The sequence below is a fragment of the Sphingomonas sp. PL20 genome (genome assembly GCF_017875905.1).
Taxonomy (GTDB): Bacteria; Pseudomonadota; Alphaproteobacteria; order Sphingomonadales; family Sphingomonadaceae; genus Sphingomonas; species Sphingomonas echinoides.
On the sequence record NZ_JAGINH010000002.1, the window covers coordinates 2,151,779 to 2,171,060 of the forward strand.

Annotated in this window: 23 protein-coding genes; 3 read left to right on the forward strand and 20 right to left on the reverse strand. The window is 63.1% G+C overall.

The genetic code is table 11. The annotated features are described in order from the left end of the window. Positions 1-88: 88 nt before the first annotated feature. The 4 genes from H4W01_RS09960 to H4W01_RS09975 all read right to left on the reverse strand — a co-directional run bounded on the left by H4W01_RS09960 (position 89) and on the right by H4W01_RS09975 (position 3,334). Positions 89-1,114, reverse strand: a complete 1,026-nt coding sequence (locus H4W01_RS09960; RefSeq protein WP_159513066.1) for an IS110 family transposase — start codon at positions 1,112-1,114, stop codon at positions 89-91. Positions 1,115-1,207: 93 nt separating this feature from the next. Next, on the reverse strand, positions 1,208-1,888 hold the full coding sequence (gene epsC / locus H4W01_RS09965) for a serine O-acetyltransferase EpsC (RefSeq protein ID WP_029622399.1): 681 nt from the start codon (positions 1,886-1,888) through the stop codon (positions 1,208-1,210). 245 nt (positions 1,889-2,133) lie between these two features. Continuing rightward, entirely contained in the window at positions 2,134-2,655 is a 522-nt protein-coding gene (locus tag H4W01_RS09970; RefSeq protein WP_209610873.1) for a carboxymuconolactone decarboxylase family protein, read from the reverse strand. 136 nt (positions 2,656-2,791) lie between these two features. Then, positions 2,792-3,334: a peroxiredoxin gene (locus H4W01_RS09975; RefSeq protein WP_010403117.1), complete on the reverse strand. Its 543-nt coding sequence runs from the start codon at positions 3,332-3,334 to the stop codon at positions 2,792-2,794. Between the two features lie 144 nt (positions 3,335-3,478). On the opposite strand from H4W01_RS09975, the gene H4W01_RS09980 reads away from it, so the two are divergent. Both H4W01_RS09980 and H4W01_RS09985 read left to right on the forward strand, forming a co-directional pair. After that, positions 3,479-4,378 (forward strand): hydrogen peroxide-inducible genes activator, encoded by a 900-nt coding sequence (locus tag H4W01_RS09980; protein WP_010403119.1) that lies wholly within the window; start codon positions 3,479-3,481, stop codon positions 4,376-4,378. A gap of 77 nt (positions 4,379-4,455) precedes the next feature. Further along, complete coding sequence (locus H4W01_RS09985; RefSeq protein WP_010403120.1) at positions 4,456-5,070, forward strand: fasciclin domain-containing protein; 615 nt, start codon at positions 4,456-4,458, stop codon at positions 5,068-5,070. Here H4W01_RS09985 and H4W01_RS09990 read toward each other — a convergent pair. The 3 genes from H4W01_RS09990 to pgsA are packed head-to-tail and all read right to left on the reverse strand — an operon-like array spanning position 5,067 to position 6,325. Continuing rightward, positions 5,067-5,501 carry a molybdenum cofactor biosynthesis protein MoaE gene (locus tag H4W01_RS09990; protein ID WP_209610874.1) on the reverse strand — a complete coding sequence of 145 codons (435 nt, stop codon included), beginning with the start codon at positions 5,499-5,501 and terminating at the stop codon, positions 5,067-5,069. The genes H4W01_RS09985 and H4W01_RS09990 overlap by 4 nt on opposite strands. Continuing rightward, positions 5,498-5,755, reverse strand: coding sequence for a MoaD/ThiS family protein (locus tag H4W01_RS09995; protein WP_209610875.1), 258 nt, complete (start codon positions 5,753-5,755; stop codon positions 5,498-5,500). The genes H4W01_RS09990 and H4W01_RS09995 overlap by 4 nt, the downstream gene beginning before the upstream one ends. Positions 5,756-5,758: 3 nt before the next feature. Next, positions 5,759-6,325, reverse strand: coding sequence for a CDP-diacylglycerol--glycerol-3-phosphate 3-phosphatidyltransferase (gene pgsA, locus H4W01_RS10000; protein WP_209610876.1), 567 nt, complete (start codon positions 6,323-6,325; stop codon positions 5,759-5,761). A gap of 134 nt (positions 6,326-6,459) precedes the next feature. On the opposite strand from pgsA, the gene H4W01_RS10005 reads away from it, so the two are divergent. Continuing rightward, the gene (locus H4W01_RS10005) at positions 6,460-7,749 is read left to right on the forward strand and encodes an MFS transporter (protein ID WP_010403124.1); all 1,290 of its coding nucleotides are present in this window, start codon (positions 6,460-6,462) and stop codon (positions 7,747-7,749) included. A gap of 32 nt (positions 7,750-7,781) precedes the next feature. Here the strand turns inward: H4W01_RS10005 and H4W01_RS10010 are convergent, their stop codons facing one another. From H4W01_RS10010 to tsf, 13 genes are all read right to left on the reverse strand, one after another. Continuing rightward, positions 7,782-7,949, reverse strand: a complete 168-nt coding sequence (locus H4W01_RS10010) for a hypothetical protein (RefSeq protein ID WP_010403125.1) — start codon at positions 7,947-7,949, stop codon at positions 7,782-7,784. A 101-nt stretch (positions 7,950-8,050) separates the two neighbouring features. Continuing rightward, on the reverse strand, positions 8,051-8,377 hold the full coding sequence (locus tag H4W01_RS10015) for a PilZ domain-containing protein (RefSeq protein WP_010403126.1): 327 nt from the start codon (positions 8,375-8,377) through the stop codon (positions 8,051-8,053). Positions 8,378-8,460: 83 nt separating this feature from the next. Then, on the reverse strand, positions 8,461-8,694 hold the full coding sequence (rpmE, locus tag H4W01_RS10020; RefSeq protein ID WP_010186706.1) for a 50S ribosomal protein L31: 234 nt from the start codon (positions 8,692-8,694) through the stop codon (positions 8,461-8,463). 97 nt (positions 8,695-8,791) lie between these two features. After that, positions 8,792-9,274, reverse strand: a complete 483-nt coding sequence (gene fabZ / locus H4W01_RS10025) for a 3-hydroxyacyl-ACP dehydratase FabZ (protein ID WP_209610877.1) — start codon at positions 9,272-9,274, stop codon at positions 8,792-8,794. An 8-nt stretch (positions 9,275-9,282) separates the two neighbouring features. Beyond that, positions 9,283-10,002, reverse strand: a complete 720-nt coding sequence (locus H4W01_RS10030; RefSeq protein ID WP_209610878.1) for an OmpH family outer membrane protein — start codon at positions 10,000-10,002, stop codon at positions 9,283-9,285. Next, complete coding sequence (gene bamA / locus H4W01_RS10035) at positions 10,002-12,785, reverse strand: outer membrane protein assembly factor BamA (protein WP_209610879.1); 2,784 nt, start codon at positions 12,783-12,785, stop codon at positions 10,002-10,004. Before bamA ends, H4W01_RS10030 begins: the two co-directional genes overlap by 1 nt. 68 nt (positions 12,786-12,853) lie before the next feature. Continuing rightward, a complete protein-coding gene (locus H4W01_RS10040; protein WP_209610880.1) occupies positions 12,854-13,987 on the reverse strand; it encodes a M50 family metallopeptidase in 1,134 nt (377 codons plus the stop codon). Beyond that, on the reverse strand, positions 13,984-15,177 hold the full coding sequence (locus H4W01_RS10045) for a 1-deoxy-D-xylulose-5-phosphate reductoisomerase (RefSeq protein WP_209613317.1): 1,194 nt from the start codon (positions 15,175-15,177) through the stop codon (positions 13,984-13,986). The genes H4W01_RS10040 and H4W01_RS10045 overlap by 4 nt, the downstream gene beginning before the upstream one ends. Continuing rightward, on the reverse strand, positions 15,174-15,974 hold the full coding sequence (locus tag H4W01_RS10050) for a phosphatidate cytidylyltransferase (protein ID WP_209613318.1): 801 nt from the start codon (positions 15,972-15,974) through the stop codon (positions 15,174-15,176). Before H4W01_RS10050 ends, H4W01_RS10045 begins: the two co-directional genes overlap by 4 nt. A gap of 11 nt (positions 15,975-15,985) precedes the next feature. After that, entirely contained in the window at positions 15,986-16,735 is a 750-nt protein-coding gene (locus tag H4W01_RS10055) for an isoprenyl transferase (protein WP_334685225.1), read from the reverse strand. Next, positions 16,732-17,289, reverse strand: coding sequence for a ribosome recycling factor (frr, locus tag H4W01_RS10060; RefSeq protein WP_010403137.1), 558 nt, complete (start codon positions 17,287-17,289; stop codon positions 16,732-16,734). Before frr ends, H4W01_RS10055 begins: the two co-directional genes overlap by 4 nt. Positions 17,290-17,292: 3 nt before the next feature. Beyond that, entirely contained in the window at positions 17,293-18,021 is a 729-nt protein-coding gene (gene pyrH, locus H4W01_RS10065) for a UMP kinase (RefSeq protein WP_010403138.1), read from the reverse strand. Positions 18,022-18,198: 177 nt separating this feature from the next. Further along, positions 18,199-19,134, reverse strand: coding sequence for a translation elongation factor Ts (gene tsf, locus H4W01_RS10070; protein ID WP_010403139.1), 936 nt, complete (start codon positions 19,132-19,134; stop codon positions 18,199-18,201). Between the last annotated feature and the right edge of the window lie 148 nt (positions 19,135-19,282).

Sequence of the window (19,282 nt, forward strand, 5' to 3'; positions counted from 1 at the left end):
CCAGGTCACCGGTCGACTGTCAGGCCATCTTTCACTTACCTCCCGCAGACATCATCCAGCCGGTGCAAGGTGCATCGGCTGATCTCGTTCACGCCGCTTGTGCGGCTGGATCGTAAGTACGCTCATGACGCAGCAGCGCCCAGACGATGCGCGCCATCTTGGCCGCTAGCGCCACCACGACGGTGTTGTGATGGGAACGCGACAAAAGGCCGCGTAGCCAGGCGCCAAGTCGTGTGTCGCTCTTGCTCATCGTCGGTAGTGATGCCCGGGCACCCTGGATCAGGTTTTTCCGCAGATAGCGGCTTCCGCGCTTGGTAATGCCGAGCAATCGCGGTTTACCCCCGGTCGTTGCTTGACGCGGCACGAGCCCAAGCCACGCGGCAAGATCCCTGCCCCGTCCGAATGTTCGAGCGTCGCCAACTGCAGCTACCAGCGCCGTCGCGTTCAGCGCGCCGATACCAGGAATAGTCAGGAGGCGCCGCGTTCGCTCATCCGAGCGGGCAGCCTCGGTAAACTCGGCATTGAGATCTGCGATCCGGTCATCAAGGGCAATCCAGCGCAGACGCATATCACTGACGAGCCGGTGGATACGAGAGCCCAGCACTGGCTCGTCACCATCGAGCATCTCACCCAGCCGGACGGCAAGCTTTGCGCGTCCTTGCGGGACTATGTAGCCGCGCTCCAGAAGAAGACTTCTGATCTGGTTCATCAACGAGGTGCGATCACCGACAAGCTGGTCACGGATGCGATGCAGCGTTTGCATGTCGAGTTGTTCCTCGGTTTTCAACTCGACGAACCGCATGGTCGGCCGTGTTGCCGCTTCCGCGATCGCCTCAGCGTCGCGGTCGTCGTTCTTCTGCGCCTTAACGTATGGACGGACATATTCCGGCGACATCAGCCGAACGGCATGGCCTTGTCGTGCCAGCGCCCGTCCCATGTGATGAGCTCCGCAGCAGGCCTCCATCGCCACGACGCAAGCCGGCAGACCTGCGGCGTATGTGATGACCGTGTCGCGGCGCATCCGTCGGCGGACGACGACCTTGCCGGTCGCATCCAGCCCAACCACGCTGCAGCTGTTCTTGCCTAGATCAATTCCCAGAACCGATACGTCCATGACCTTCGCTCCTTCCTCAAACGACCTGCTGTCGTAGGATGACAACGATTCGGATAAGGGGCGAGCCATCCATAAAGGGGGTTACCGTCCCCATCAGGCCCGGTCGCGTTCCTCATGATGTTCCGCGACCAAGGCATCGAGCCGCTTGCGCATCGTCTCGAGTTCACAGCGCAGCAATTCCACCTTCTGCGTCGCGGGGTCGAACATGTCGCTGCACGGCGTGCCGTAAGCGAGGAAGCCAGCCGGCTTCTGCCCGCCCTCGACCATCGTCGCGCGCGCCGGGATGCCGACCATAACCGCGCCCTCGACGACATCCTTGGTCACCACGGCATTGGCCCCGACACGGGATCCCTTGCCAAGCGTGATCGGCCCCAGCACCTGCGCGCCCGAACCGATGATAACATTATCGCACAAAGTCGGGTGGCGCTTGCCCGCCACACCATTGTCGGGGCTGGTGCCGCCCAGCGTCACGCACTGATAGATGGTGACATTGTCGCCGATTTCAGCCGTCTCGCCGATCACGACAAAACCGTGGTCGATAAAGAAGTTGCGCCCGATCGTGGCACCCGGATGAATGTCGATGGCAGTGAGGAAGCGCGAGAAATGGTTCACCGCGCGCGCCAGGAAGAACAGCCGCGCCTTGAACAAGCGGTGCGCGATGCGGTGATAGCCGAGCGCCCACACGCCTGGATAGGTAAGGATTTCAAGTCGCGACCGGGGAGCCGGATCGCGCGCCTTAATCGAGTCGAGATAGGCGAGCAATCGTCCCATCATGGCCTTGTCCCCTTATTATCGACGATAATCTAGGGGCTCGCTACGCCGAATAAAAGGACCCGCTTTTCAGGAAGATCGCGCGGTAAACTCCTACCATCTTTGTAGGATTTATAAAAGCGCCGTGGCAGGCGGCGTTACGAAACCTTCGGGCAGCGGCCCGATCCCCCGGGCGAACGGCGAGGGATCGGTCCGCTGTGCGATGACAAGCGCCCTTCCTGATGGGGCCAACGCCTGTCTCGCCGAAGTTAGTTTACGGCGGCGTGAACCGTCGCAACCGCTTTCATCACCGCCCCGATCCGTACCGCGGTCTGGATCGCCTCGGCGGTGGCACCGGCTTTTTTCAGCACTTGCTCATGGCTGTCGATGCACATGCCGCAGCCGTTCATCGCGCTGACGGCCAGGCTGAACAGCTCGAAATCGACCTTGTCGATCCCCGGTGCGCCGATCACGTTCATGCGCAGCTTGGCCGGCATCGTCTGATATTCGGCATTCCCGGCGAGGTGGGTGAAGCGATAATAGACGTTGTTCATCGCCATCACCGCCGCCGCCGCGCGCGCCGCATTGGCCGCTTCGGGGGTGAGCTTGGCGGCGACTTCGGTCTCAGTCACGTCGACCAGCGGCTTGTAGCCGGTGGCGTGCGCGCAGGACAGGAACAGGCCATATTTCTGCTGGTCGGGCAAATGCGCCTCATTGAGCAGCGAGCCCACGTTGAGGCGAATATCCTTGGCAAAATCCGGGAGCGTCCCGGCGAAATCCTTGAGTGACATGGGGTTCCACTTTCTAACTCCCCTCCCGCCTGCGGGAGGGGTTGGGGGAGGGCCTGACATAGAAAAGGGGCGCTCCGGACTACGGCACGCCCCTCCCCTAGCCCCTCCCGCACAGCGGGAGGGGAACTTGATTGGCTTACGCCGCGATCTTCAGGACGTCGTCGCCCTTGTTCCAGTTGCACGGGCACAGTTCGTCGGTCTGCAACGCGTCGAGCACGCGCAGCGTTTCCGCCGGGTTGCGGCCGACGTTCAGGCCGTTGACCTGGACCGCCTGGATGACGTTGTCGGGATCGATGATGAAGGTCGCGCGGAACGCGACATGCTCGTTCTTGTCGAGAATGCCGAGCTGCGAAGCGAGCACGCCGCCATTGTCGGCCAGCCACGGGAAATCGGCCGCCGCCAGATCGGGATCGGACTTGCGCCATGCCAGGTGGACGTGCGCGGTATCGGTCGAAGCGCCGATCAGCACCGCGTCACGATCTTCGAAATCGCCCTTCAGGCCCGCATAACCGACGATCTCGGTCGGGCAGACGAAGGTGAAATCCTTCGGCCAGTAGAACAGCACCTTCCACTTGCCCGGAAAGGCGTCCTGGCTGAGCGTTTCACCGGCGGGCAGCGCGTTGACGCCCTGCTGGACGGGAACGGTGAAATCGGGGAGCTTATCGCCAATGGTCAACATAGTCTGGGCCTCCTAAAAATTGGGGCCTCTTCTGGCATCCTCACACGCGGCGCTTTTTGCACCGTCTGTTGCAAGGGCCATATAGGGCCTGTTCTTATCGATCCAATGGGTTATTTACACTCTGTTGATCGAGTGGAGCGATAAATGGCGACCTATCTGCCGACCCTGAAACAGTTGCAATATCTCGCGGCCTTGCAGGATCATGGCCATTTCGGGCGGGCTGCCGAGGCGTGTTTCGTCACCCAATCCACGCTGTCTGCCGGCATTCGTGAACTCGAAACCTTGATCGGGGTGACACTGGTCGAGCGCACCCGCCGCGTCGTCCGCTTCACCCCGTTGGGCGATCGCATCGCCGACAAGGCGCGGCGCGTGCTGCGCGAGGCCGATGAGCTGGGCGATATGGCGCGTGCCGCCGGACGCCCTTTGTCGGGCGAGATGCGGATGAGCGTGATCCCGACGATCGCGCCCTTCATGCTGCCGCGCATCCTGCCGCGCTTGCGGCGCGATTATCCCGACCTCAAACTGTTCCTGCGCGAAGAGCCCAGCGGCGCGGCCTGTGAGGGGCTGCACCACGGGCGCGCCGATTGCGTGCTGCTGGCGCTCCCGTTCGCGTGCGGCGAGGTGAGCGCGCAGGTGCTGTTCGAGGATCGTTTGTTTGTGGCGGGGCAGCCGGGCGAGATGGGCAATATCGCCCATGCTATGCCGTCTGCCGAAATCGACGAGACCCGGCTGTTGCTGCTCGAGGATGGCCATTGTCTCAAAGACCACGCGCTCTCCGCCTGCGCGCGGCCCGAATTGCGCGCCGAGGCGACGATGATGGGCACGTCGCTGCACACGATCGTGCAGATGATCGACAATGGCCTGGGGCTGACGATGCTGCCCGAAATGGCGTTGAAGGCCGGGATCCTGGATCATACCGGTTTGGTCTCGCGCCCGCTCGATGCCGCCAATCCCGCCCGCAAGATCGCGCTCGTCTGGCGGCGCGGGTCGCCGCGCGAGAAGGACTTCCAACTGCTGGCGACAGCCTTGGCGGAACCGGCTTGACGAAACTATTCTGCCGCTCGACCGTAGTTTGGGGGTGCCTCCTGTAATCGAGGTTCCCTGATCCAGTGGAGAAACTGATGACGTTCAAGACCAACCTGTATCTGGCAACCGTTGCTGGTGCGCTCGCCTTTGGTGCAGCAGCAACCGCACAGACTGCGCCCGCCGCACCGGCAGCGCCCGCAGCCCCGGCAGCAGCCCCCGCGCCGAACCCGACGGTAGGCGGTGCCGTAATGGATGCGACCAAGCCGATCGCCACCAATGCCGCCGCGGCTCCAAACCTCACCACCTTGGTATCCGCAGTGAAGGCAGCGGGCCTCGCCACCACGCTGGCGGGCCCTGGCCCCTTCACCGTCTTCGCGCCGACCAATGACGCGTTCAGCCGCCTTGCCCCGGGCACGGTCGACACGCTGCTGAAGCCTGAGCACAAGGCGACGCTGGCCAAGGTGCTTACCTATCATGTCGTACCGGGCACGCTGACCTTGGCCGACATCCAGGCCAAGGTGACCGCAGGCGGCGGCAAGGCCGTGCTGACCACAGTCGAGGGGGAACCGCTGACGATCGAACTGGTCGGTGGTGGCGTGCAGTTGACCGACGTCAACGGCAATAAGAGCTATATCGAAACCCCCGATGTCGCCCAGTCAAACGGCGTGGTCCATGTCGTCAACGGCGTGCTGTCGCCCAAGCTCGGCTAAACCGTCCACCGCGCGGCGGCGGCATCGTCGCTGCCGCGCGGTTCGACCCAGCGGGTTTCGCCACCGCGCGTTTCTTTCTTCCAAAACGGCGCGTCGGTCTTCAAACGATCGATCAGGAAGGCGCAGGCCTCCAGTGCGGGCGCGCGGTGCGCCGCTGCGGTGCCGACAAACACCACCACGTCGCCGGGGGCCATCGCGCCGACCCGGTGTGTGATCCGCGCATCGATCAGCCCCCAGCGCTCGCGCGCTTCATCCACCAGCCTTTGTAGCGCCGCCTCGGTCGCGCCAGGATAATGTTCTAGCTCGAGCGTGGCGACACCATCGTCGGCACGGACGAGACCCACAAAGGTGGCAATGCCCCCTGCCCCGCCTGCAGACAAAGCTGCGAACTGTTCGGCGGCATCGATTCGGGCTGGGTCGACGACGATCATCCGCCAGTCACCGGCGGGAAAATGGCAACCTCGCGCGCCGATCCCAACACAGCGTCCGGCGGCACGAACACCTGATCGAGCGCAGCCCTCAGGCGCGCCCGGTCGGCAAAGGCCGCGCCGTGCACCGCGCTGCCGTCCGCAAGCCAGCCGATCAGATCGGCGACCGTCACCACCTCGCCCGGCGGATCGACCACCTCGCTGCCACGCCCGATGCGCTCCCGCACCCACGCGAAATAAAGCATTTCGATCGCCACCGTTCAGTCCATGTGCTTCAGGCCAACGCGCAGATAATCCCATCCGGTAATGACCGTCAGCACCGCCGCGAGCCACAGGGTGAGGAGGCCGACCTGGGCCACCCAGGGATAAGCGGGTACCGCGCCCCCCAGAATCAGCGCGCCCAGCGACACCATCTGCAACGTCGTCTTCCATTTGGCGAGGCGCGACACCGGCACCGACACTTGCAACTGTGCCAGAAACTCGCGCAGGCCCGAGACCGTGATTTCGCGCAGCAAAATGATGAGCGCGGCAATCTGATGGACGCCCTGGATCACCGCCGGGTGCGCATCGCGCGCGCCCACCAGCAGCAGAATCACCGCCGCCACCATGATCTTGTCGGCAATCGGATCGAGAAACACGCCGAGCTTCGAGACCGTTCCGTTGGCACGCGCGAGATAGCCGTCAAAATAATCGGTGATGCCCATCAGGCAATAAAGCGCGAATCCGGCGGCATAGCCCTCCGCCCAGCCTGGCCACCACAGGAACCAGGCGAGCAGCGGCACCGCGACAATCCGCGACAGGGTGAGCAGGTTGGGCAAGGTCAACACAGCCCCGCTCTACTCGCCCGATCCCGCGCGCGAAACCCCAACATGACCTCAACATGACAAGCGGGTTGCTGGCCCTATCCCCGCTGGTCTATGGGCGGTCCTTATTTCGCCATATCGAGGCCTCGAAACACACCATGCTCAATGCGCTCGGCTTGCTGAAAGAGCGCCGGTTTCTGCCCTTGTTCGTCACGCAGTTTCTCGGGGCGTTCAACGACAATCTGTTCAAGACGGTGATGGTGCAATTCGCCATTTATCGGATTTTCGCCGATCAGCGGCTGGAGCAGAATTTCACGGCATTCGCGACCGCGCTTGGCATCCTGCCGTTCTTCTTGCTTTCCGCGCTCGCCGGGCAATTGGCCGATACGCACGACAAGGCCAAGATCATCCGGTTGGTGAAAACCGCCGAGATCGGCATCATGATCGTCGGCGCGAGCGGGCTGATGATCGCCTGGGCAGGCTATACCACCGCCGGGCTGGTGCTGATGCTGGCGGCCGTGTTGTTTCTTGGCGTGCACTCCGCGTTTTTCGGGCCGATCAAATATGCGATCCTGCCGCAGCATCTGCACGAAGACGAAGTTCTGGGCGGCACGGGACTGGTCGAATCGGGCACCTATCTCGCGATCCTGATCGGCACCGTGCTTGGCGGCTTCATCGCCGTGCAGCACGCCGCGATCGTGGTGCTGGTGGTCGCGGCGGTCGGATGGGTCGCCTCGCTGCAAATTCCGCCTGCACTGCGCGAAGGCCGTGAACTGGTCGTCAGCTACAATCCCTTCACATCCTCCTGGCGGCTGATTTCGGCGACGATGCACATCCGCCGCCTGTTCCTCGCCATTTGCGCGATCAGCTTCTTCTGGACGATGGGCGCGGTGTTGATCATCATCTTCCAGCCGCTCGCCAAGAACGTGCTGACGGCCGACAAGCATGTGCTCACGCTGATGATCGCGCTGTTTTCGATCGGTGTCGCGGTTGGGTCGGTGCTGATCAACGCGCTGCTAAAGGGTCATACCTCGGCCAAATATGCGCCGGCGTCGGTGCTGGCGATGGGCGCGTTTATCGTGGCTTTCTCGTTCCTCTGCCGCCACTGGCCGGCTGCACCGCACGGCACGCTGTACGACGTGATGACTTTCATCGAGATCCCGCGCGCGGTGCTGGTGATCGTGGCGTTGATGGGGATTGCGGTGACCGGCGGCATGTTCGTCGTGCCGCTTTACGCCTTCCTCACCACCACGGTGACCAAGGACCAGACCGCCCGCACGGTCGCCGCCAACAACGTCGTCAATGCCGGCGCGATGACGATTGGTGCGGTGGCGGTGCAAGGCCTGGCCGTTGCCGGGCTCTCCCCCGAAAACATGCTGCTGATCGTCGCGGCGATGTGCCCGGTCTCGGCGTGGCTCGCGCAGAAGCTGCACCTCGCCTGCGACTGAGCGCCGCGATCAAACGACGCCGTGCCGTCGCTTCAGAAAATGAACGTATAGAAGCACACGAAGAACGCGGCGAAGCTCAGGGCGAACAGCCTGACGTCGCTTTCGTCGCGGACGCGCGCGCGTTCCACCTGCCCGGTTACGACGGAGCGGCGAAACGGGTGACGGGCGCTGGGCGCGGCGAGCAAAAGGGTCCGTTGCATGGCAACAGGTTAACGCCGCGTTTACGATTTCGGCCAGTGCTTCTTTTGGTTACCGCCGTCTAAATCCGGGACACCTGCGCAGCGCGGGCGCGCAAGCGGCCTTAGACGAACTCGACGTTCGCGCCGGTCAATGCTGCAAAGGTGGTGTCGTCGAGCGGTTCCTGGAACTGGCAACCGGCTTCGAAATCATCGGCCCAGACGATCGTGGCGATGACTTGCCCGATCCGCGGCAAGGTCAGCCAGATCCTGGCACCCTTTTTCATCGGGGAATATGTGTGCAATTTGGCACCGTGCAGCGACACGTTGGTCACCTTGCACAGCGCACGATCCAGACCGCCTCGCCCCAGCTTCGCGTCGAGCGAGATCGGCGCACGCGGGCTGCGGCGGCGATCGGTCTGGACGACGGGTTCGAATTCGGCGGCGATCATGAAACATCCCTCCTCGCGACAAACCGCGAGGAGGGAAGATTTAGGCCACTATCGCTAATGCGCCGTTAACGACGCGGAAAAGCTTACTTTTTGCCGATCGACGACATCGCGCCGAAACGCTTGTTGAAGCGCGCGACCTGGCCGCCTGCGTCAAGCATCGTGCCGCGACCACCGGTCCACGCCGGATGCGCCAGCGGGTCGATGTCGAGCGTCATCAGATCGCCTTCCTTGCCCCAGGTCGTGCGGGTCTGGAACTGCGTGCCGTCGGTCATCTGCACCGTAATGGTGTGATAATCGGGGTGAATGCCTTTTTTCACGTCGTAAATCTCCGAAAGGCCGCTGGTTACCGACCAGCAGCGAAGGCGCGGGCCCTATCAGAGCCCGCGCCGTGTAGCAATGCATCTTGTGCGGCGATTAGGCCTTGGGCGGATCGGCGATCATCGCGGTGAAGTTCGCCTCCGCCGCCAATTGACCATCGATCATCGCGCGTCCGGCGAATTTGCACACGCTGGAGCGCTTCTGGACGAATTCCACCTCGAGCTTGAGCAGCACGCCGGGTTCCACCGGCTTACGGAACTTCGCCCCGTCAATCGCCATGAAATAGACGAGCTTACCCGAGCCCGCGAGCCCGAGTGACTCAACCGCGAGGATGCCCGCGGCCTGCGCCATCGCCTCAACGATCAGCACGCCCGGCATAATCGGACGTCCCGGGAAATGCCCCTGGAAGAACTGCTCGTTGATCGTCACCGCCTTGATCGCGGTGATCGACCGGTCGAGGATCAGATCCTCGACACGGTCGACCAACAGCATCGGGTAGCGATGCGGCAGTGCCGCCATCACCCGCCCGATGTCGAGCGGACCGATCGCGCCCCGCCCTGCTTCGTCTGCATCCGCCATCGTGTCGCTCAGCGGCCCTGCGGTGCCTTGCCGGTCGGTGCCGGAGCAGCAGCCGCAGCACGGCGTGCCTGGATCGCGGCCGCATATTGCTGCTGCTGCAAATATTGCTGGAGCAGCTGCTGGGTCTGCTGGCTCGGCTGCCAACCGGCCGGCGGCGTGATCGGAACCGACGGGTTGGTCCGGTCGAGTTCGGCCTTAATGTCGTCGGTCACGTCGACGGCGGGGGTGCTGAACTGCACCGTACCAGCCGACAGCAACAGGCTGATCTTCTTGGCGGTGACAACCGCGTTCATCGCTGCCGAATATTTCTGCGAGATCTGCTCGATCGCATAGGCCTGGGCGAGGATCGCCGGGCCGCGCAGGCGGGCGAGATCGGTCTGGGCCGACTTCTGTGCCGCTTCGATCTTGGCCAGTGCCGGGTTCTTCGCGGCTTCGGCAGCGGCGATTTCGGCGTCGTCGAGCTTCTTGTCCTTGTTGAGGTCAAGCGGCGCGTACAGCGTGTTCAGTTCGGTCTGCAACGCCTGCTGACGGGCATTGGCCTGGTCGAGCTGCGCCTTATAGGTGGTCGCGATCGAGGTGTTGGCCGCGTCGAGCGCCTTGGCGGTGAGGATGACGGTTTCCGGATCGGCAATCGCAACACCCGAAACCTGCGCCTGCGCAGAGCTCGCCACGACAAGCGTCGGCGCGATCAGAGCGCAACCGAGCATGAACTTTTGGTACATTTTCATCAGAACTGTGTCCCTACGTTGAAAGTAATGAGTTTGGAGTCGTCGCTCTTGTCCTTGAGGACAGCGTAAGCAAGGTCGATACGCAGCGGCCCGAACGGCGAGTTCCAGTTGACGCCCGCGCCGACCGAAATGCGCGGCCGCGCCGAGTTACCGCCGAAGACTTCTTTGAACGGAGCCTGCGACGTGGTGTAGGGCGTGTTGGTGGATGTGCCGACGCAGGTGCCGCCGATCGTCGCGGAATAGCCGGTCTGGCAGGTCGTGGTTGCGCCCGGGTTGGTGGCATCGGTCGTCGGCACCATGTAATATGGCTGGCCGTTGGTCGCATAAACCGGCGAGATGAGCGGCTGATAGGTTACGCGCCCGGTCACCGGGTCCACCGTGGTGGGGAACTGGCTGCCCGACAGGACCGGCGAGGTGATGCCGAACAGCGCACCCGCCTGAACATAGATGGACGGCCGCAGCCCAAGCTCGCGCGCGCCCGCGCCAAGCGGGATCTCGATTTCGAACTTGCCGAGATAATAGGCGCGGCCACCCAGTGCGTCATCGACGAACTGAGTCCGGTCGGTCACCAGCGTCTGGTTGCCCGCCGCGTCGGTCGTATAGCCGATACGCTGGACGCGCGGCCCGACGCCGCGAATGTCGAAGCCGCGGAAGTCCGGTTCGCCCAAATAGAAGCGGTCAGTGATGCGGACATTGTCGATCCCGACGCCGCGGCTCTTCTCCAGCGAATGGATATAGCCGCCCTCCGCCTTGAGCGAGCCGATGAAACCGCTGCCAATGTTGAAGAACTTCGACCCTTCAAACTTGGTGCGGATATACTTCACATCGCCACCAAGGCCGGCAAAATCCTGGCTGAAAATAAGCTGGTGGCCAGCGGTCGGGCGCAGGCGGCTGTTGAGGCTGTCATAGACCAATGAATAGCCAACCGACGACGTCCAGCGATTGCCGATCGCGTCGCACAAATACCGCCCGGCCAGCAACGGTTCGCAGGTGTCGGCGCTCGAATTGCCACGGATGCCGTCGTTATTCTTGTCGGTAAAGTACGTGCTCTTGTCGAGACCGACTTCGTCATAGCTCAGGCCATAGCGCCCGGCGAGCTGCCAATATTCGGTCAACGGCACGCCGGAACGCACCTGGAAGCCGGTCGATACCTGCGTGTAGGTCGTCTGACGCGTGTTGCCGAGATAATTGAACGCGTTGTAATCGCGCCGGAAAATGTCACCGCCAATCGCGATATTCTTGTTGAACAGATAGGGCTCGGTGAAGCCCAGTTCGACCGATTTGGAATAGGTCGAATAGTTCACGCTGGCGCGCAATTCCTGACCCTTGCCACGGAAATTGCGCTGCTTGATCGACGCCTGGATGATGAACTGTTCAAGGCTGGAATAGCCCGCCGACAACGACAATTCGCCGGTCGATTTCTCTTCGACATCCGCCGTCAGCACCACGCGGTCGGGGGCCGAGCCTTGGGTCTGCTTGATCTCGAACTTGTCCTGGAAGAAGCCGAGCGAGTTGATGCGGTCCTGCGAGCGCTTGACCTGGAAGCTGTTGAACGCATCGCCTTCCGACAAGCGGATTTCGCGACGGATAATCTTGTCCTGGGTCTGCGTGTTGCCGTTGATGTCGATCCGCTCGACATAGGTGCGCTTGGCTTCGGCGATGTGGAAGTTGAGCCCCATCGTCAGCGTGTCCTTGTCACGCGCATAATCGGGGTTCACTTCGGTGAAGGCGTAACCGAACAGGCCTGCCGCTTCGCTGAGCGAATCGATCGAGGTCTCGACCTTCTTGGCGTTGTACCAGTCGCCCTTCTTGACGCCGAGATTGGCAGCGAGGCGCTTATTGTCGAAGTCGCGAATGTCGCTGTCGACCGTGATGTCACCGAATTTGTAGCGCTTCCCTTCCTCCACCACATAAGTGATGATGAAGTCCTTCTTGTCCGGAGTCAGCTCGGCCACAGCCGAGGTGACGCGGAAGTCGGCATAGCCTTCGGTCAGGTAGAATTGGCGCAGCTTCTGCTGGTCATAGGCCAGGCGATCCTGGTCATAGCTGGTGTTCGAGCTGAGCAGCGTCGTCAGGCGCGCTTGCTTGGTCGCCATCTGCTCGCGCAGCTTGCTGTCCGAAAACACCTCATTGCCGAGGATATTGATCTGTCGGACCTTGGACTTCGGGCCCTCGCTCACCTCGAAGATGACATCGACGCGGTTCTGGTCGAGCGACACCATCTTGGGATCGACCACTGCGGCGAAGCGGCCCTGGCGGCGATACAGTTCGATGATCCGCGCCACGTCCTGGCGCACGGCAGTACGGGTGAAGATCTGGCGGGGGGCGAGTTTCACCTCCTTCTTGATCTTGTCTTCCTTCAGCCGCTTATTGCCCTCGAAGATGACGCGGTTGATGATCGGGTTTTCGCGCACGCGCAGCACGATGTCGCCGGTCTCCGCCCCGCCGATCGTCACGTCGGCGAACAGGTCGCTGGCGTAAAGATCCTTGATCGCCTGATCGAGCGTCTCGTTGGTGAAAACCTGGCCGGTGCGCAGCTTGGTATAGGACAGCACCGTCTCGGGCTCGAGACGCTGCGCACCTTCGACGCGGATCGCCTTGATCGTGCGGGTGACCGGCGCGACGGCTGGGGTCGGCGCGGGCGCCGGGGCCGGCTGCGGCGTTGCAGCGGGCTGGCCCGTCGTCTGCGCGACTGCAACGGCCGGCACGCCGGTGAGCATCGTGCCTGCGAGCAACACGGCGGTGGCCCGTGCGCCGTATTTGGAAACCTTGATTGCTGTCACATCCCACCCCAAATCGGAGAAAATTCCGCGTGGCCGAAAACTCGTCGGCCCGCCCTGCCTCACCTGCGTCAACCGATCAAGCCGGTCAGAGCCTTCCACAGACCGAAAGCGCCGAGATCGTTAAACGTTACCATCACCATCAAGGCGAGAATCGCCGCCAATCCACCCCGGAACGCCCATTCCTGCACATTCGGCGCGACCGGCCTGCGCCGGATCGCCTCGATTGCGTAGAAAAACAAATGGCCGCCGTCCAACAGAGGGACTGGCAAGAGATTGATGAATCCCAGATTAATCGACACCCCGGCGATGAAATAGATCAACACCGGCCAGCCAAGCGAGAATTGCTCGCCCGACACTTTGGCGATGCGCAAAGGGCCGCCAAGTTCGTCGGTGGAGCGTCGGCCGCTCAGGATCTGGACCAAACCCTCGACCGTCGAACGCAGGATTCGACCGGTCATTTCGATGCCGACCACCGGTGCTTCGAACAGGCCCACCCGATGCGGCACCGGCGTGGTTGGCGCGATGCCCAACAGGCCCTTTTTGAAGGTATTGCCGAAACTGTCATTCTGAACAGCGGTGCCCAGGACCGTCGCGCGCCGGATCCGGCTGCCAGCATGGTCATAGTCGATCACGACCGGATAGCCCGGCCGTAACACCGCATATTCGTAGACGTCTTCGAACGTATTGATCGTGCGCCCGTCGATCGCGGTAATCCTGTCGCCGGTCTGCAACCCGATCGCGGCCGCCGTGCTGCCGGGGCTGACGCCGCCAACGATGGAAGGGGTACGATCGACGCCATAGGCCATCGCAAACGCTGCGAGAATCACCACCGCGACGACGAAATTGGTGATCGGCCCCGCCGCCACGACGATCGCCCGCTGCCACACCGGACGCCCCTGCAACGTCCGGGCGCGCTCCTCAGCGGGCAATTCCAACCATGCCGGGTCGGGCGTGCTGGCGGCGTTGAGATCGCCTGCAAATTTCACATAGCCGCCCAGCGGCAGCACGCTGAACTTCCAGCGCGTTCCGCGCCGGTCGGTCCAGCCGAACAGTTCCCGCCCGAAGCCGATCGAAAAGGCATCGATCTTCACGCCGAACATCCGTCCAGCCAGATAATGCCCCATCTCATGCAGGAAGACGAGCGGGCCGATCACCAGCGCGAAGCCGATTAGGGTGACCAGCAATCCCGGAGAATGGCTCAAGCGACGATATCCTTCACATTCGTCCCTCTTAATGCCCCGCCCCGAACCGTAATCTGCCTGCGCGCCATGCTGCGCGCTTCGGCATCGACCGCCAGGACCTCATCCACGCTTTCCGGTGCGGCCGGATCGTATGCCGCCAAGGTATCTTCGACGATTGCGGCAATTTCGAGGAAGCCGATTTCGCGGTCCAGGAAAGCCGCGACCGCTACCTCATTCGCAGCGTTCAATATTGCCGGACGCGCGCCGCCTGCATCGAGCGCCGCGCGCGTCAGCCTGATCGCGGGGAAGCGCTCGGCATCGGGAGCCTCGAAATCGAGCCGCCCGATCGCCACCAGATCGAGCGGAGCCATCGGCGTCGCCATGCGGTCGGGCCAGGCAAGGCAATGCGCGATCGGCGTGCGCATGTCAGGCGGCCCCATCTGCGCCAGTACCGAGCCATCGATATAATCGACCAGCGAATGGATCACCGATTGTGGATGGATGACGATTTCGATCGAATCATGCGCCACCGGGAACAATCGCGCCGCCTCGATCAGCTCCAGCCCCTTGTTGAACAAGGTTGCCGAATCGATCGAGATCTTCGCCCCCATCGACCAGTTGGGATGCGCGACCGCCTGTTCTGGGGTGACCGAGCGCATCGCCTCGGTCGTCCAGGTGCGGAATGGGCCGCCACTGCACGTCAGGATGATGCGGCGCACACGCTCGGGCCGCGCGGCATCGAAGCATTGGAAGATCGCATTGTGTTCGGAATCGGCTGGCAGCAGGGTCGCTTTATGCCGGGCCGCCGCCGCCAACACGACGTCGCCTGCCGACACCAAAGGTTCCTTATTGGCGAGGATGACGGTCTTGCCGCCCGCAATTGCCGCCATGACCGGCTCAAGTCCGATGCAGCCGACGATTGCGCCCATGGTGACATCGGCCCCAAGGCTCGCCGCCTCGACCACTGCCGAACGCCCGCCAGCCGTGCCGATATTGGTGCCTGCCAGCGCCGCGCGCAGTTCGGGCAGGCACGCCTCGTCCGCCACCACCGCCAGCTTCGCGCGCGTGCGGATCGCTGCCGCCGCCAGCCCCGCCACATCGCGATTGGCGGTCAGCGCCAGCACTTCGAAGCGGTCCGGCTCGCGCTCGACCAGATCGAGTGTCGAGGTACCGATCGAGCCCGTCGCCCCAAGGATCGTTATCGTCTTCACCACCAATATACCTTCGGTAACAGCACCAGCAATGCAGCGACGGGCGCGACCGGCACCAGCCCGTCAAGGCGGTCCAGCACGCCGCCATGCCCGGGCAGCAGCGTTCCGCTATCCTTTACCCCTGCGCGACGCTTCAGCCAGCTTTCGTAAAAATCCCCGCCTTGCGCCAACACCGCCAGCACTGGCGTCGCCAGCGTCATCCGTAGCGGCAAACCATAGCGATAATGCAGGAACGCCGCGAACAGGCTTGCCGCCAAAACGCCGCCGACCAGCCCGGCCCAGGTCTTGTTGGGGCTGATGGCAGGCGCAATCTTCGCCCCGCCTATAACGCGACCCGCCGCATAGGCACCGATGTCACACGCCCACACCAATGCCAGCGCCCACAGCGTGAAGAGAATGCCCGCATCCTGCCGCCGGATCACCAGCAACGCCATGATCGGCAGTCCGACATAGAAAATGCCCTGCGCGAGCCCGCGCCGTCCGGTCACGATCACCACGAAGAAGGCGGCACCGATCAGCAACCCAAGCGTGAGAAACCCCGCACCCGCGCCGATCCCGGGGGCCATGATCGCCAGCGGCACCGACAGTGCATATTGCGCGAGGCGCTTGGTCTCGTGCCGCGTGGATTGCAGGCCGGCCCACTCCCCCATCATGACGATGCCGAGCACGACGCAGAGCAGCCAGAATACGATCCCGCCCAGGAGCACGCCCGTCAACGCGACCGCGACCAGCGCAATGCCGACAATGATGCGCAGCGTCAGATTGGACGGGCCACGCGGCTCGGCAGGCGGCGTCACAGGAAGTGGCGTCACAGGCCCCCGAACCGGCGCTGCCGTTGGCCGAAGGTTTCGACCGCAGCGGCCAGCGTATCGGCATCAAAATCGGGCCATAGCGTGTCGACGAACAGCAATTCGGCATAGGCCGCCTGCCACAACAGGAAGTTGGACAAGCGAACTTCCCCTGAGGTGCGAATCAACAGGTCGAGCGGCGGCAAGTCGCGCGTGTCGAGCTCGTCCTCGAACACCGCTTCATCGATCGTTGCCGGATCGAGCGTGCCGGCCTGCGCACGTTCGGCCAGCCGCCGCGCGGCGGCTGCAATCTCCGCCTGCGCGCCATAATTGAGCGCGATCACCAGGATCGGCCCGGTGTTGACCGCAGTCCGCGCGACGGCCGTATCGATCAACGCGACAAGATCGGGTGCGAACCGACGATAATCGCCAATCACCCGCAGCTGCACATTGTCGCGCACCATCTCGTCGAGGTCGTTACGGATGAATAGCCGTAGCAACCCCATCAGGTCACTGACTTCGCTCTCGGGGCGTCGCCAGTTTTCGCTCGAAAAGGCATAAAGGGTCAGCGCCTCAATCCCCATCGCGCGGGCGGCGCGCGCGATGCGGCGTACCGCCTCTACCCCTTGTTTATGTCCGGCAAAGCGCGGCCAGTGGCGCTGCTTGGCCCAGCGCCCATTGCCATCCATGATAATCGCGACATGGCGCGGCAACACCCCCGCGCCTTTGCCGGTCACCAGTTCGGGAGCAGAGGCGGCAAACGGCCTCACTTGCCCAGGATTTCCTTTTCCTTGGCGCTGGCGGCCGCGTCGATCTCGGCGATCGTCTTGTCGGTCAGCTTCTGCACTTCGGTTTCGAGCTTCTTGCGCTCGTCCTCGCCGAACAGGCCCTTCTTTTCGTCGACCTTGAGCGAATCCATGCCGTCACGGCGCACGTTGCGCGCGGCAATCCGGGCATCCTCGGCATATTTGCCGGCGAGCTTCGCCAGTTCCTTGCGGCGCTCCTCGGTCAAATCGGGGATCGGCAGGCGCAGCGTGGTGCCATCGACGATCGGGTTGAGACCCAACCCAGCCGAGCGAATCGCCTTGTCGCACGGGCCGACATTGGCCTTGTCCCACACCTGCACCGACAGCATGCGCGGCTCGGGCACCGACACGGTCGCAACCTGGTTGAGCGGCATTTGCGCGCCATACACCTCGACCGTGACGGGATCGAGCAGCGATGTCGATGCACGACCGGTCCGCAGACCCCCGAGATCGCCCTTCAGCGACTCGACACTACCCGCCATGCGGCGTTCGAGATCGGCCTTGTCATAAGCGGCCATGACTTAATCTCCTGCTGTGGTTTGGACGACCGTCGACACGCCTTCACCGCGCAGAACCGCAGCAAGATTGCCGGGCTCGCGGATATTGAAGACGACGATCGGGATTTTGTTGTCGCGGCAAAGGGCGATCGCGCTCGCGTCCATCACCTTGAGATCCTGTGCCAGGACTGTGCCGTAACTGACGGTTTCGAAACGCTTGGCGGTCGGGACCAATTTGGGGTCCGCATCGTAGACGCCATCGACCGAGGTGCCCTTGAACAGCGCATCGCATTTCATCTCGGCGGCGCGCAAAGCGGCACCGCTGTCGGTGGTGAAGAACGGGCTGCCGACGCCCGCTGCGAAAATAACGATCCGGCCCTTTTCGAGATGGCGCTCGGCCCGGCGGCGGATGAAAGGCTCGCACACCGACGCCATCGGGATCGCGGACTGGACGCGCGTCTCGACGCCGATCTTTTCCAGAGCGTTCTGCACGGCGAGCGCGTTCATCACGGTCGCCAGCATCCCCATATAATCGCCGGTGGCGCGGTCCATGCCGCGCGCCGCGCCGGAAATACCCCGGAAGATGTTACCCCCGCCGACGACGACGCAGAGTTCATACCCCTGGTGCTTCACATCGGCGATTTCGGCGGCCACACGGGCGATGACGTCAGGGTCGATCGACAGGCCACCGGCCCCCATCAGGACCTCGCCCGACAATTTTAGCAGGATACGTTTAAAGTGCGGGGTGGTCACGGCATTCCAGACTGCAAAGGGTCATGATCGCCCTGGGGGCGTGCGGCGCGGACCTTATCGGGCACGCACCACGATTGGAAGCGCGGAAACCGTGCAGATCGAACACACGAAGGGCCGCACCTCATCGGCACGGCCCCTCGGCATTTTGCTGGCCTCGCGCGCTGGCGTGGCCGGACGTTACGCAGTCGCCTGCGGCACGCCCGAAGCGGCGGCGACTTCGGCTGCGAAATCGCTCGTTTCCTTCTCGATGCCTTCGCCGAGCTGGAAGCGGACATAGTCCTTGAGCACGATCGCGGTGCCGGCTGCCTTGGCAGCATTGGCGACGACGTCCGAAATCTTGGTCTTGCCGTCCATCACCAGCAACTGGCTGACGAGCGCGTTTTCCTTGCGGTACTTGGCGATCGCACCGTCGACCATCTTGGCAACGATGTCAGCGGGCTTGCCGCTTTCGGCTGCCTTTTCGGTCGCGATCGCGCGCTCACGCGCGACGATCTCGGGGTCGAGGCCGTCTTCGTTCAGCGCCAGCGGGAAGGCCGCTGCGATGTGCATGGCGATCTGCTTGCCGAGCGGCTCGAGCACGTCCTTGCCCGCTTCGCTCTCGAGCGCGACCAGCACGCCGATCTTGCCAAGGCCGGGGGCCTGCGCGTTGTGGATGTACGGAACAACCGCGCCAGCCGACACTTCGAGGCGCTTGGCGCGACGCAGGTTCTGGTTCTCGCCGATCGTGGCGATGTTGTTGGTGAGGGTTTCCTCGACGGTCTTTTCACCCAGCGAGGTGGCCTTGATCGTCGCGAGATCGTCACCCAGTTCGAGCGCGACCGAGGTCACGTCGCGAACGAAGGTCTGGAACTGCTCGTTCTTGGCGACGAAATCGGTTTCCGAGTTCACTTCGACCGCAGCACCCTTGGTGCCCGACACTTCGACGCCGATCAGGCCCTCGGCCGCGGTGCGGCTGGACTTCTTGGCGGCAGCCGCGAGGCCCTTGGCGCGCAGCCAGTCCATCGCCACCGTCATGTCGCCATTGGCTTCGGTCAGCGCTTTCTTGCAATCCATCATGCCCGCGCCGCTCTTTTCGCGCAGATCCTTTACCGCAGCTGCCGTGATCTCGGCCATCTTGCTTATCCTTATGCTAAAATCCGTTCGCCCTGAGCCTGTCGAAAGGCTGCTTGCACTCGCCCCATAAGGGAGGAGGCGAGCAGTGCTTCGACAAGCTCAGCACGAACGGCAATGGGAAGGCCGCTAGGCGACCCTCGTTACAATT